The sequence below is a fragment of the Citrobacter enshiensis genome (genome assembly GCF_029338175.1).
GTDB lineage: Bacteria > Pseudomonadota > Gammaproteobacteria > Enterobacterales > Enterobacteriaceae > Citrobacter_D > Citrobacter_D enshiensis.
Genome location: NZ_CP119862.1, coordinates 4,238,840 through 4,252,630 on the forward strand (window position 1 = coordinate 4,238,840; position 13,791 = coordinate 4,252,630).

Genomic DNA, 13,791 nt, shown 5'->3' on the forward strand with positions numbered 1-13,791 from the left:
TTATGTCTACGGCTGATTTGTCCCACTTGCACCAGGCGCTGGACCTGCTCGAAGAGCGGGAAGCGGAACTGCTGGTCTGGGGGGATACGGATGGCGCATTTACCCATGCCGATATCATCTCACTCTTTACCCGGCACCTGCCCTACGAAGATGCCGAGTCGTTACTGGCAGAACTGCAGAATGCTGCCATGCTCTTCAGCGTCCCGACCAGCAAAGGGGGGACGCGCTACCGCACGCGTATGGCGGAATCGGTCTACCTGTTCCGCCACCAGCGTCAATGGTTCCGCGATCAGCCGCTTCAGCGAGCCCGGACGCTTGTCGCCGACTACCGTTTCGTCCGTCGCCCGCGCAACTATCCGAAGCGGGAACTTCCGGCGCAAACGGTGCTGAGCAAATGGGTCGACGTACCGTGGATGAACGAGATTAAACGCCAGGCGCTTTCCCGACTGATCGGCGACTTTTCCATTGCCGGCTTTCAGGAACGCTCAACCGAACGTATTTTGCGCGCCTGGCACTTTCATAGTCATCATGCTCACGCGAAAGAAGCCACCGGGACCATTGTCTGTGCCGGTACGGGGAGTGGTAAAACGCTGGCGTTCTATCTCCCGGCACTCACCTCGCTCCTCAATGATATTCAGCGCGACAACGCACAGCGGGTCAGGACGCTGGCACTGTATCCGCGTAAAGAACTGCTTAAAGATCAGTTCATGGAAACCTGGGGCAAATGTCGTGAACTCGACAGTCAGGCCCTAGCACTGGCAGGACGCAAGATCCGTATTGGTTCTTTTTTCGGTGACACCCCGTTCAACCATCAATACGCAACGAAAGATAAAGACAAGGATATGCCCTTTGATTTACTCCGTTGCACCACGCCGAAATGTCCGGGGCAAATGCACTGGAAAGCAGAAGATATCAAAGCGAAAAGAGAGATTCTTCGTTGTAGCCACTGCGATCACAGCGTAGACAGTGACGAAGTGATCCTGACCCGCGTCTCGCTGATGAAAAACCCGCCTGACATCCTGTTTACTACCACCGAAATGCTCAATCAGCACCTCGGGAATAACCAAACGAATCACCTATTTGGCGTTGGCATCGGCGTAACACCGCCGCCGGTAGTCCTGCTGGATGAAGTACACACCTATGTGGGGAATACCGGTGCGCAGACAGCCTATCTGCTGCGACGCTGGATGCAACTTGCACGCAGCCGCCCCCATTTTGTCGGGCTGTCGGCAACGCTAAGTGACGCCGAACGTTTCTTCGCCGATCTGGTAGGCGCGCATAAAAAACATGTGGCTCTTATCGAACCGAAGCTCCACGAAATGGAAGATGAAGGGGCTGAATATCTGCTGGCATTACGCGGTGATCCGGTCTCGCAAACCGCCCTGCTGTCTACTACTATCCAGACCAGCATGCTCGCCCGGCGTATTCTGGATACGAAAAGGAAAAAATCACGCGGGACATGGGGGCAAAAAACCTTCGTCTTCACCGACGATCTGGATATCAATAACCGACTTTATCATCAACTATGTGACGCCGAAGGCTGGCGGTCGCGTGGTCAAAACTTATACGTTGCGAAACCGCCGCTGGCCGCTCAGCGTCTGGAAACACCGCAAAACAGCCATACGCTGACTCTGGCAGGACAGAACTGGCGTATCGTGCAGGATATTGGTCACCCACTTGACGAAAATGACCGAGCCATCGTTGCCCGAACGTCCAGTCAGGACGTCGGGGTCGATCCTAGAGCGGAAGTGGTAATTGCAACCGCGTCGCTGGAGGTGGGCTTTAACGACCCCTCCGTTGGCATGGTTATTCAGCATAAAGCGCCACGTAACGTTGCCTCCTATTTGCAGCGTAAAGGGCGTGCCGGTCGTTCAAGAACTATGCGTCCGTGGATGGTCGCAGTCCTGTCCGAATTTGGCCGCGACCGCGTCGTTTATCAACGCTATGAAGAGCTCATTAATCCAGAGATAAAAGGACAGTCGTTGCCGATGGGCAACATTCATATCCAGAAAATGCAGGCGGCAATGGCGACACTTGACTGGCTGAGCATAAAGATCCCCGGAAGTAATATCTGGTCATTGCTGAATAAACCGCAGACAAAGCGAGAGTCTCTTGACCATCTTGATCGTATGTTCCACCTGATTACCGCCGTGATCGAACAACATGCGTGGCAGCAGGAGTTAGAGAAGTATCTGTTCTACGCGCTGCGCATCACTGACGAGCAACTTCAGCGTGTCCTGTGGTCGCCGCCCCGTTCGATCATGATGGAGTTGCTGCCGACATTAAAACGACAACTCACCACCCAATGGTCGCGGATGGGCCAACCGGAGGCAGACCGTTCGACGGGACGTTCCCCGCTGCCGGCCTTTATTCCTTCAGCGCTATTCAGTGAACTCAATCTGCCGGAACTGGAGATCCATCTCGAGCGGAAGTTCAAGAAGCGTGAACATTTGCCCTTTATTCAGGGTCTGAAAGAGTTTGCGCCGGGGCGCATTTCCAAGCGCTATGCCGTTTACTCCGACAATGAAGCAGACTGGCTTATCCCGAACAACTTTGTTCCGGCGATGAATTGCGTTTCGGATGTTGATTTTGAAATTGAGCAGGCTTTCGGCGATACCTGGCAGCCCGAGTGTGTCATCGAGTGTGAAGGTCAGCCCCCTATTAGGGTCATTCGCCCGATGCAGGTGCTTACGCGCGCGCTGCGATTCGAGCAAAATCTCACCGAGAAAAGCAACTCGCAACTGTACTGGCATACCCGGTTTAACCCAGACGATCAGGCCGATCCGCTCCCCATTCCTGCCGGCCCGTGGACGGACACCCTCCGCTCCATTACGTTCTTTACCCACCAGAACATGACACCTCTCGACGTCACGCGTTACGCCACCCACGCAACAGCCTCATTACGCAATAAAACCAAGCAACAGGCGCATGTGAACTTCAGGTGGGTCGACAATGGCGAGCCTGTCGGGGTTGGCGTGCGGCAGTGGGTGGATGGCGCCCGGCTCAGATTTACGCTGCCGCCCACTCTGCTGCAACGCCTCCGGCATGACCCGGCCATTCAGCGCGCACTGCGAACGCTCTATTTCCAGCATCGGATCAAACATGAACCACGCTTCGAATATGACACGTTCACCGCTGACTGGATCTACGAGTGCTACCTAGCGGCGGTTACGCGGGAATTGGTCACGCAGTCGTCTCTGGCAGACTCTATCGCGGAATTAAAAACCCCGGACGGCCGACGTCGACTGACTGATATTGCGGACACACTCTTCCAGGCAGAGAATATCTTTGAAAATAGCGAGGATGGTGAAGACGACGCCGAAAGCCAGGAACTGCAGCAACATTTGCGCAGCCTGTTTAAAGAGACCGACATTCTGGACATGGTGGACAGGCACAGCGCGATCCTGACTCAGGATCTCAGTGATGATGTCGATTTTCAGGACTGGCTACAGCATCTGCTGACAACGACCCTTGCCGGAGCGGTCAAACAAACCAGCCACCTGTTGCTGCCGGATGTCGATGAACGCGGTCTGGTGGTGGATACCGAACTCAACGACGAAGTACTGGACGTCTGGCTGACCGAATCAGAACCCGGTGGCTGTGGCATCATTACCCGTCTGGAAGACGTTTTTCATCAGGATCCGGTCTCCGTACTGAATCTGTTTATGCGTAGTTTTGCCGCCAGCGATTACGAGCAGATCGACTACGACCTGTTCGAGATGCTTTCGCGGCTCCCCTCTTCCAGCGAACTCCAGGAGGCCTTGAATGCGATACGTAAGGCCAGTAGCCATCCGCAGCGCCGTGAGGCTAACGCCCACCTCAGAGCGCTGCTGAAGGCGCAGGGATTTGCACTCAGTCACAGTTTTATGTCGGTGCTGCACACGCGGGTACTACGTCCGGGCAGCCAGGCGTCACATGATGCGCAGATGCTTACATATCTCAACGCATGGCGGGAACTGGAAGACAAAGCCGGATACGAAATCGCTCTGAATATTTTTGCCCACACCCAAGCGACGCAAGAACTGCCTGACGCCAGTGTGATTAAAGTTTTTGAGCGCTTTTGCAAAATTCAGGGAATGCTCTGGCAGCGCGGCAATGCCATCCGTCAGTCGGTTCTCAGCTATTACAATCCGTTTAAGTCCGGTAACAACCTGACTGAACGACTGCTGTTAAGCTCACTGTTTCAACAGACGGCGTGCAGCATCAGCATCAGCGAGAGCGACTGGTTAGCGCAGTTACATCACGCCATTACCCAACACGGCTTTGCAGAACTGCATATCCCGCGCGAGGCCCGCCATCGTATTGTGGAAGTGATCTCTCTGGTGCAGGTGACCCCGATTGAGTACTTTGGTTTGCATCTTTATCCCCGCGAATCCGCCGTGGATTATCAGGATGGCAATCTGGTGTTACGTATTGAACTGGCCGAAGCGCTGCTGTAAGGAACGCAGAAATGGAAGAACAACGACAAATTTTCCTGCATGGCCCACTGGGCCAGCGACATTTGCGGGAAATTCTAAGCGCGCAGTTTAGTGGCTTGATCCTCTATCCAGAACCGATCTGGCTGATCTCACCGTGGATGAGCGACTTTGACGTGATTGATAACCGGGGCGGTCAGTGGAGTTTTCTTGATCCTTCATGGGGGGCCCGGATGGTCAGCTTCAAGGAATTGCTCGCCACCGCCGTCAACAATGGTTGTCCGCTCCGCATCGTGACACGTGAAGACACGCGCAGCGTGGTCTTTATCGAGCGGCTGTTGACGCGCTTATCGCCCGATCACGACATGCAATACCTATATCACGAGAACCTGCACGCCAAGGGGTTGCTGACCAAACATTTCTTTCTGAAAGGATCCATGAATTACACCTGGAGCGGCGCAAACCTGAACGATGAGCATCTGTTGTTTTCAACCAATAATACGGTGATTTCAGATGCGTTGATTGAATTTAGCGGCCAGTACACCTTTGGAGACACCCATGACTGATACTCCTCAATGGCTGCGTGACTTCTTTGGCAACGGAAATTTACTGAAGCTGGACAGGTTGCTGGAAAACGTTGAAAACGCCTACCCTGCGGACTTAAAAGCCGTCTTACTGCCGCTCTACGAGAGCGCGACTGACGCTCAGTGGCCGATCATTCTGCCCTGGTGCGATGCTCATCGCTGGGTATTTTTTGCCGCGGCAGAAACGGATCGCACCACGCTGGAGCTCAGCAATGTGTTGAATGCCAGGCTGGGGTCTGCCGATGTTATTGCCGACAGAAAGGTGACTTTCGCCCCGGTGCAGGGAGCGACATTGCTGTCTGAAACGGCTCTGCTGACGCACTGTCCGGCCGGATTTATCCGGATCGAATTACTGCCCACAAAGCAGAAAGATAAACCAGCAAAAGAGCGGGTCTTCGCCGCGCTCAAAGACGTTATCGCCCTGTTTCGTGACAGGCCATCAATCGTACGCACGGTCAAACGCCCCTTTGGGCGGATCTTGAGTGATTTCATTCTGGCGAATAGCCAAAAAGACGAAGCCACAAGCGACGCTTTACTACAGGAACTGAAGAACAACGGCGCGCTTTCGCGACGCAACCTTATGCTGCTCGAACTCCAGCAGGCGGGTAAGTTAGAGAAGTGGGACACGCTGCTGAATCACGATTCGCTTGCTGATTTGGTTCGGGGACGCATTCCCACAACTCTGATGCGGATGCTGCTGAAAGCATACCAGCAGCGCTATTTTACACCCGACAGCCACGGGTATCCGCAGGCCTCCCCGGCGGATCTTCGCCCGCAATGTCTGGCGCTACATCCTCTGTTTACGCAGATGCCTTTTTTATCCCAGGATGAAGCTGACTTTGCGGCGTGGAAAACCTGGGCCACCGGCGTGATGCTTATTGGCGAAGTCGACCTGCTCAACGCGTTGCCAGAACGCCTAAAAACCGACTGGTTGAATGGATTGCACACCTGGGCCAGTCGGCCGTTCAACGTTGTGAGTCCGTCAGCGACGACAGCGACGGCGTCGGTCCCGGATACGCTGCAACAGCTTGCCGCATATCTGCAAACCTCCCTGACCGCAACGCAAGAGGAGATTACCGGCTACGCACAAACGCTCCACACGCTTGATCAGCAGTTGATAGAGCAGGCGATGGCGGTACCGCTGCTGAAAACACTCATCGAGGAGATCCGCCATCTGACCAATCCGCAAATCGTGGGCTGGGATATCTGTTTCTCCCGACTATGTCAGTCAGGAGTCGACAGCAACAGCCTGGTGCAACTGGTCGCGCTGGAAAGTGAAAACTGGCCCGCCGACTCGTTCCATGAAGCGACGATGCTCCAGTTACTATCAAGTCAGGTTCCACCAGACGCGTTCCCGATCCTGCGTAACGTGATGCCTGCCTTTATTGAATGGCTTGAACGTCATCAGTTCAGTCTGAGTAGCACGACGTGGCTAAAGTGGCTGGATGTTCTTGCGATGGAACAAAGCGTCAGTCAGGCGGATATTAAGCTGGCCACGATGGCGACGGACCGCTTCCTACAAGGCTCTGTTAGCCAGGAAGCGTATCAACAGTCCGGTGCCATGCTGGAACTGATCGTCGAACGCGCCAGTTCATTCCGCAACCTGCCAGCGCTGGGCGAGTTGATCGAACTCTTCCTTGATGCTCCGGTGCAGGATCGGGCGACGCTCACCTCGCTGTGGCTCAGTGTTCAGTCTTTTGTGAGCGGAATATGGGCGCGACTGGATCCGACTACTCGTACCGTGATGCGCAACTTGGCGACTGACGTGCTAGGGGAAGGTGCAGAGCGCGTATTTCCGGCTGAGCAGGATAGCTGTACGGCAGATGCAGAAGATGAATTGCCGGACTTATCCGGAGCCAGAGTGGCGATTTATAGCCTGACAGAAGGTGCGGCAAGACGCGCGAAACGGATGCTGGAAACGCTGTTCCCCGGGATCAGAGTGGAGATCAGCCATGCGCACACTGCAACCGACAAGTTGATTAATCAAGCAAAACAGGCTGATTACTTCATCTTTTCGGCAGGCAGCGCCACTCATCAGGCCTTTTACGCGGTCTCAGCGCAGCGCAGAGATTTAATCTACCCGACAGGTAAAGGTGCCGGGTCAATGCTGAACGCGTTTATTGCGCACGTTCAGCAGGTCTCAGCAGTAGTGGCATAAAAAAAGGGGCAAATGCCCCTTTTTTTATATATTGGCGTTCGCTGCTTTGATATAACTTGTGACCAGATAATCCGTCACTAATGAGATATCTTTCGACAGGTTCTGCAGTTCATTCCATTTACGGACGATAGGCTGACCATCAATATCCGTACCGAAGTTCCACGCGCCACTACTCCATGCACAAAGCGACTTGATGCGGTTTAACTCTTCGACAAAACGAGTATAGGAAGGGATCTCAGTCCAGCCAGGTTCACCTTTATAGCCCTGATGTACCTGATCGATTTCATCCATCAGGCTACCCAGTGCAAGAATACCGACGCCGTGTAATAGGCGGGAATAGCGCGGCTTTTTGTCCCAGTCATCGGTAAACACGGTTTCCACCGCCGACCAGAAGTTATTCAGCAGTTTCACCATCTTCCCTTCATCCCCCAACCCTGTCGCAGGGTCACGGAAGCGATACAATGCTCCCTCACGAAGACTAGCATCGATCATTTTGATCATCGAGTTGTCAGCAATAACCCCATCAGGATTGGTTGCCGTTTTGATGCGCCCCGCAAGTGGACCTTCCCCGAAGTTCAGTCGTTGAGTCAGCAGCGAAGGAAACTTACGCATTTGCAGATCGGATGGCAAACGACCGTGGGTATGCGGTGCCAGTTCGTATAACAACGTTTTGGGCAGCGGTTTTGTGGAGTTAACCAGCATAAACTGCTCGCGTTGTTCTTCTGCATCATTAGCGATAAATGCAGAGACCGGCATCATAAACGAGTCAATTTCCGCATCCCGCAAAGCAGCGGTACGTTGTTGGCCATCCACAATAAACCCTGGCTTCTCAAAATCCTTATCTTCGGAGAAAGGTATCACCAGATGCCCCATGTCGCCATTATCTGTAAGTGGTTCAAAACGCACACGCTTATCAAAAGCGATAATCACCGGGTTTGGTATCATCGGATTTGCGCTCTCAATGTAGCGCTGAATTTCGCGAATATGGTTACGTACTTCTGGACGCTGATAACCAACCAAACTCTCTACGCCGCGACGAATACGCGAAATCGCTGCAATTTTGCTGATCTGTTTACCTTCTATCGCAAGGCTATAGAGTTGCCTCTCCTCACCCTGTCGGATTCGCAGGGCGGGAACACGATATTCACTCATGACAGTTCCTCTGAGCGTAATGACAATGTGTGTTGTAAACGGTTGTACAACACCTGAATATTATGGAAACCGCGGCGACGGTTACGTTCTGCTCCGCGGAAAATGATGACGTTGATACCGATGGCTTGGCAAATATTGCACTGGCATTGTTTCCAGGGACGTTCTCCCAACGTACGTTCATAATCCGCACGGATTTTGTCGGCCTCTTTTTCACCCGAATGCAGGCGTTCATAAGCCAGGACTGCATCAAGAGTCTTCTCAAGGGACAAAGCCCCTTTATCGTATTCGAACAGGGCATTCATGGCATCCTTTTCCAGATGCCGTGCAATATCCTGATCAATCACGCCAGATTTAATTTTGCGACTCAAACTTGGATTCGCATCAAACTGAGGGACACGCACAGCGGTATAGGCCGGGCCATCAGGCATATGGTAGTTATTTTTCCGATCTTTGAAAGCCTGCTGCAGCGGTGTAGTTGAGTCAATGCTGGTCACACCAAACTTGATAAAGTCGGCGAAACTCTCTGGACGGGCAATGCCAAGCAAGTGGACACGCGTATCACTTTTCAGCAACGGTTTAATCTCTTCGAGAGTCTCAAGGATCTGCGCCGTTTTCAACGGCACCATCCCCCCCATGGTGATATTTTTATATCCCATGGCCAGCAGAGCCTCTACAGACTGACGATAGGAGATTTTGCTCCATCCATGTGCAACGCCAAAGGCGGTGAAACAAGACCTTTGGGACTTGTTCAAAAACTCTTGAGCCAAGGTCAGCGTGATATCCTGGCGTCGGCGGCATTCAGCCAACACGTCACCACTGAATACTTCACCTGGCTTCTCATAGCCAAAGACGATGTGATCGAGAGAAACGCCATAGTTAAAGCGGGAAGTTTCGTAGAACTCAATTACCTCTTCCACACGGTATGGGGGGACGTCCTGGTTAACATAGGTGAAGGCTCCGCAATCACCCATAGTTTCCATATTTTCCGGCAGGCGGAAAAAGTGCTTCATTCCATTACGGAAGTAACGCAAACGCTGGGCACGAGTATATTTGCTCTCGCCACCGCCAAGACCATCTACTACAGCTTTAGAAACCAGCATACCATCGTAAGGATGAGGAAAAACCTCATGCGGATAATGATCGTCACGTTGACGCACGCGATGTTCGTTACGCGTCTCGCGGAAGAAGTCGAAACTGGGATCGATAAAATCCTGACTATCAGGGAAAAAATACTTTAGCTTCGACAACTTACTCTCCTGTGACGCCACTGCAAAGCCTCAAAAAACGGGGGATTCTACCATGAAACCCAGGCAAGTAGAATTAAGGTTTAGCCTCCATCAGGGCCTTAAACTCAGCCCGGAAACGTTTTTCCTCAAATGAATTTCCCGCGTCGCGAAACTCTCGCAACGCATGTGTTGCACTGATACCAGGTTTTTGTTGCATAAGCTTTAAAATGAAAGACTTAACTTCCTCTGGGCTGCGGCGAATTCCTTTTTTAACCTCACGCTCAGGTAATTCCTTGAGTTCTTCTAATAGATTCAGAGATAACTCATTTAAATCATTGAGTTGTTTTGACGTAAACTCCTTCACAATATATTTTGCCACACTGATATTAAGCATGAGCATATTGCATTTCAACCACTGAGCCATGTTCTGGTTGGTTTTGAAAAAATATGCAGCCAACCTGTCATTTATTTTTTTGGAAGTTATAATAAGCAATTGTTTTTTTGCATCAACCAGATATTCAAGGCCATTAATGATGTCCAACTCAATTGCATTAATATAATCTGGAGAACCGCAGATAATATAATAGTCTTTTTTGTTTTTTTTCATTAACTCTACAATAGATGTAGGATGCTTAGATTTAAAAATAGATCTATTGGTTATTTCTTTCCACCATGTTCTATGAAAACTTTTCCCTACATATTCTTGAGAATACAATGGTATTGATTCGTCATATCCAACAGCAAAGGTCGCTTTATACGGTACTACATTGTCTTTATGGTGAAGGAGGCCCAAGCCAGCAGAAAGCACCCATAAATCAATGGGATAATCATTTAAGATGGCTTTGGCCGTCGCCCAGTGCCCACCTTTATAAAGATCCTCTGAACATACAGTTGCAGATGTAGATATAGCTTCATTCAGAGCATTGCACCAAGAATTCACGAGCACATTTGAAGGGGTTCGGCCTGATGAAAATTGACTCAGACTCAATATATTCCCACTACCGTAGTGTTTACCGTTTGTACATGTTGTTATTAAGTTGATGTTGCTCACAATCGCCCCCCAGAATCGTGTTACACAAGCTACAGGAGAAAAAAGGGGATGACAAGAACGGAGTTATCAGTCCCTGAAAATTTTTTCAGGGACTGATGTTAGTGAGGAATATACTCGAAATACTCATCTTGAGAATGAGAACATTTTTGGCATCGCCTCAGAATACCTTTTTCCTCAAGAGAGAGACAAAAATTTCGACATGACTCAAGAAGGACGTCAGAATTTTCATTTTTATTTTTAGAAATCAAAGCCCTAGCGAGTGTGTCGTAACTAAAACCTCCCGTTGAGTGCGATACAATGCTCATCGCAAGTTGGGTATCGAAAGTTTTCATAGTGCACCTCTGAGTCGCCAGAATAATACAGTTATAAAAAAGAATAGGTTATAGTTCAAGCTGGCTTTTCAAATTTACGCATAGCAAGCGCCAGGAATTATACTATTTACCAAAGTCATAAGGACTAACTTCCTTTTCCCGATTAGCATCCAAAAAATCAGCCCACCACTGCAGCATCAGTCGCCGCTCATCAAGATGCTCAGCCTTATGAATGTAAGCAGCACGTACTGAGTTACGTTCCATATGGCTCATTTGCCGTTCCACTGCATCCCTCGACCACAATCCAGACTCAATCAATGAACTACAGGCCATTGTCCTGAAACCATGCCCACAAACCTCTACCTTCGTGTCATAACCCATAACGCGCAGGGCCTTGTTCACCGTGTTTTCACTCATAGGTTTGCGATGGTCGTGATCGCCAATGAAAACAAAGTCGCGATCGCCACTAAGTTTATGAACGTATTTAAGGATTGCTAACGCTTGTTGAGATAGCGGCACCAGATGAGGCGTACGCATTTTTGAGCCACGCTGGGAGTGTTTTACCCCTTCAATAGCTTCTCGCTCAGCTGGAATCGTCCACATTGATGTTTCAAAATCGATCTCAGACCACCGAGCAAAGCGCAATTCGCTGGAACGAATGAAAACAAGCAGGGTTAGCTCAACGGCAAGACGAGTTAAAGGCCTACCGGTATAGCTATCAATGCGTTGCAGAAGCTCGGGAATACGTTTCAGTTCAAGAGCTGCTCGATGCTGTCTGTTACTTGAAGCAACGGCACCGACCATCTCCTGCGCGGGATTATAGTCAAGCAAACCGCTCTGTACTGCATAACGCATTATTGCCGTAGTACGCTGTAGTAACCGAGAAGCCACTTCAAGTCGCCCAGATAGCTCAACAGCTTTGATGGGTGCTAAAAGATCCCGCGTTTTTAGTTCGGCAATATTACGCTTACCTATGGCTGGAAAGAGGTTGTCCTCCAGGCTTTTGAGCACTCGTCGACTATGTTCTTCCGACCACTTTTTATTTGTGGCATGCCACTCAACTGCCAGTTGCTCGAAAGTTCGGGCTTCTTGCTGCTCAATCTTATCGTTTTTCTTTTTATCTCCCGGATCGATACCGTTTGCCAACAACTTACGAGCCTCATCACGACGAGCTCTGGCATCTGCAAGAGACACATCAGGATAAACGCCTATAGCCAGCATCTTTTGTTTCCCACCAAAGCGGTATTGCAGACGCCAGTATCTTGAACCATTCGGGTGGACGAGCAGGTGCATACCGTTGCCATCAGTGAGCTTGTATTGCTTATCCGTTGGCTTGGCTGTTCTGACTTTGATATCTGTTAGAGCCATGCTTATCCCCTCCCTGTTGGTACAAGCATTATCGAACCGGAAATACCATCATCTGTACCAACATGTGTTGGTAGATGTACGTTGAAGTCGGTTGACCTTGAGAGAGTTAATATAGCGAGAAAGGTAGGTAAATGCTGGATTTTAGACATAAAAAAAGACCTCAGTTGAGGTCCATTTACATACTGTTGGTGCCGAAGGCCGGACTCGAACCGGCACGTATTTCTACGGTTGATTTTGAATCAACTGCGTCTACCGATTTCGCCACTTCGGCACTGAAGAGGTATGCGGAAAACGTTGTGGATTATACCTGTCGCACGCCACCATGCAAGCGGCAGCGTGTGCCTCAGTCGCTAAGTGTTGAAATTTTCAGCATTACGCACTTTAAAAGCAGTATTCATCACATTTCTCCCCCTCCTCTCGCGCCTTAACCCCCCCTTCTTTGAAGCGTCCCATTCCCCCATGCTCTACACTTCCAGTTCAACACCCACCGAGGGAAACACGATGTCCATTATAAAAAGCTATGCCGCAAAAGAAGCGGGCAGCGAACTCGAACTTTATGAATACGATGCTGGTGAACTCAGGCCGGAAGATGTCGAGGTGCAGGTCGACTACTGCGGTATCTGCCATTCCGATCTTTCCATGATCGACAACGAATGGGGATTCTCTCAGTATCCGCTGGTTGCCGGGCATGAAGTGATTGGTCGCGTGGCGGCGCTCGGCAGCGCAGCGCAGGAAAAAGGGTTGAAGGTCGGGCAGCGAGTTGGCGTTGGCTGGACGGCGCGCAGCTGTGGGCATTGCGATGCCTGTATCAGCGGTAATCAGATTAACTGCCTGGAAGGAGCCGTGCCCACCATTCTTAACCGTGGCGGTTTTGCCGAGAAACTGCGGGCAGACTGGCAGTGGGTGATCCCGCTTCCGGAGAGCATCGATATTGAATCCGCAGGTCCTCTGTTATGCGGCGGTATTACTGTTTTTAAACCTCTGCTGATGCACCACATCACCGCGACCAGTCGCGTGGGGGTGATCGGAATCGGCGGTCTTGGGCACATCGCCATTAAGCTACTGCACGCGATGGGCTGTGAAGTGACCGCATTCAGCTCGAATCCGTCGAAAGAGCAGGAAGTTCTGGCAATGGGGGCGGATAAGGTGGTGAACAGTCGCGATCCAGAAGCGTTAAATGCGCTGGCAGGCCAGTTTGATCTCATTATCAACACCGTTAATGTCGACCTCGACTGGCAGCCCTACTTTGAAGCGCTGGCCTATGGCGGCCATTTCCACACCGTCGGCGCAGTGATGAAGCCGCTGCCGGTTCCGGCGTTTACATTGATTGCTGGCGATCGCAGCATCTCCGGTTCGGCGACCGGTACGCCCTATGAGCTGCGCAAGCTGATGAAATTTGCCGGACGCAGCAAGGTCTCGCCGACGACAGAGTTGTTCCCAATGTCGCAAATCAATGAAGCCATCCAGCACGTTCGCGACGGCAAAGCGCGCTACCGCGTGGTGCTGAAAGCCGACTTCTGATGATG

Annotated in this window: 8 protein-coding genes and 1 tRNA gene; 4 read left to right on the top strand and 5 right to left on the bottom strand. The window is 51.1% G+C overall.

From position 1 onward, the window contains the following. Positions 1-2: 2 nt before the first annotated feature. The 3 genes from dpdJ to dpdD are packed head-to-tail and all read left to right on the top strand — an operon-like array spanning position 3 to position 7,157. Positions 3-4,439 carry a protein DpdJ gene (gene dpdJ / locus P2W74_RS20180; protein ID WP_276292970.1) on the top strand — a complete coding sequence of 1,479 codons (4,437 nt, stop codon included), beginning with the start codon at positions 3-5 and terminating at the stop codon, positions 4,437-4,439. An 11-nt stretch (positions 4,440-4,450) separates the two neighbouring features. Beyond that, complete coding sequence (gene dpdK / locus P2W74_RS20185; protein WP_276292971.1) at positions 4,451-4,981, top strand: phospholipase D-like domain-containing protein DpdK; 531 nt, start codon at positions 4,451-4,453, stop codon at positions 4,979-4,981. After that, positions 4,974-7,157 (top strand): protein DpdD, encoded by a 2,184-nt coding sequence (gene dpdD / locus P2W74_RS20190; protein WP_276292972.1) that lies wholly within the window; start codon positions 4,974-4,976, stop codon positions 7,155-7,157. The genes dpdK and dpdD overlap by 8 nt, the downstream gene beginning before the upstream one ends. 24 nt (positions 7,158-7,181) lie before the next feature. On the opposite strand, the gene dbpB is transcribed toward dpdD, so the two are convergent. From dbpB to P2W74_RS20215, 5 genes are all read right to left on the bottom strand, one after another. After that, the gene (gene dbpB, locus P2W74_RS20195; RefSeq protein ID WP_276292973.1) at positions 7,182-8,309 is read right to left on the bottom strand and encodes a DGQHR domain-containing protein DpdB; all 1,128 of its coding nucleotides are present in this window, start codon (positions 8,307-8,309) and stop codon (positions 7,182-7,184) included. Beyond that, complete coding sequence (gene dpdA / locus P2W74_RS20200; protein WP_276292974.1) at positions 8,306-9,556, bottom strand: tRNA-guanine transglycosylase DpdA; 1,251 nt, start codon at positions 9,554-9,556, stop codon at positions 8,306-8,308. Before dpdA ends, dbpB begins: the two co-directional genes overlap by 4 nt. Positions 9,557-9,629: 73 nt before the next feature. Beyond that, on the bottom strand, positions 9,630-10,481 hold the full coding sequence (locus tag P2W74_RS20205) for a hypothetical protein (protein ID WP_328517925.1): 852 nt from the start codon (positions 10,479-10,481) through the stop codon (positions 9,630-9,632). Positions 10,482-11,020: 539 nt separating this feature from the next. Beyond that, positions 11,021-12,265: a tyrosine-type recombinase/integrase gene (locus P2W74_RS20210; protein ID WP_276292976.1), complete on the bottom strand. Its 1,245-nt coding sequence runs from the start codon at positions 12,263-12,265 to the stop codon at positions 11,021-11,023. A gap of 186 nt (positions 12,266-12,451) precedes the next feature. Next, positions 12,452-12,536, bottom strand: a tRNA-Leu gene (locus P2W74_RS20215). Between the two features lie 230 nt (positions 12,537-12,766). On the opposite strand from P2W74_RS20215, the gene ahr reads away from it, so the two are divergent. Next, positions 12,767-13,786, top strand: coding sequence for an NADPH-dependent aldehyde reductase Ahr (gene ahr, locus P2W74_RS20220; protein ID WP_276292977.1), 1,020 nt, complete (start codon positions 12,767-12,769; stop codon positions 13,784-13,786). Positions 13,787-13,791: the final 5 nt, after the last annotated feature.

Coding starts and splice junctions, on each gene's coding strand:
- ahr (WP_276292977.1), top strand. CDS start 12,767: ATGTCCATTATAAAAAGCTATGCCGCAAAAGAAGCGGGCAGCGAACTC.
- dpdD (WP_276292972.1), top strand. CDS start 4,974: ATGACTGATACTCCTCAATGGCTGCGTGACTTCTTTGGCAACGGAAAT.
- dbpB (WP_276292973.1), bottom strand. CDS start 8,309: ATGAGTGAATATCGTGTTCCCGCCCTGCGAATCCGACAGGGTGAGGAG.
- dpdK (WP_276292971.1), top strand. CDS start 4,451: ATGGAAGAACAACGACAAATTTTCCTGCATGGCCCACTGGGCCAGCGA.
- P2W74_RS20210 (WP_276292976.1), bottom strand. CDS start 12,265: ATGGCTCTAACAGATATCAAAGTCAGAACAGCCAAGCCAACGGATAAG.
- dpdJ (WP_276292970.1), top strand. CDS start 3: ATGTCTACGGCTGATTTGTCCCACTTGCACCAGGCGCTGGACCTGCTC.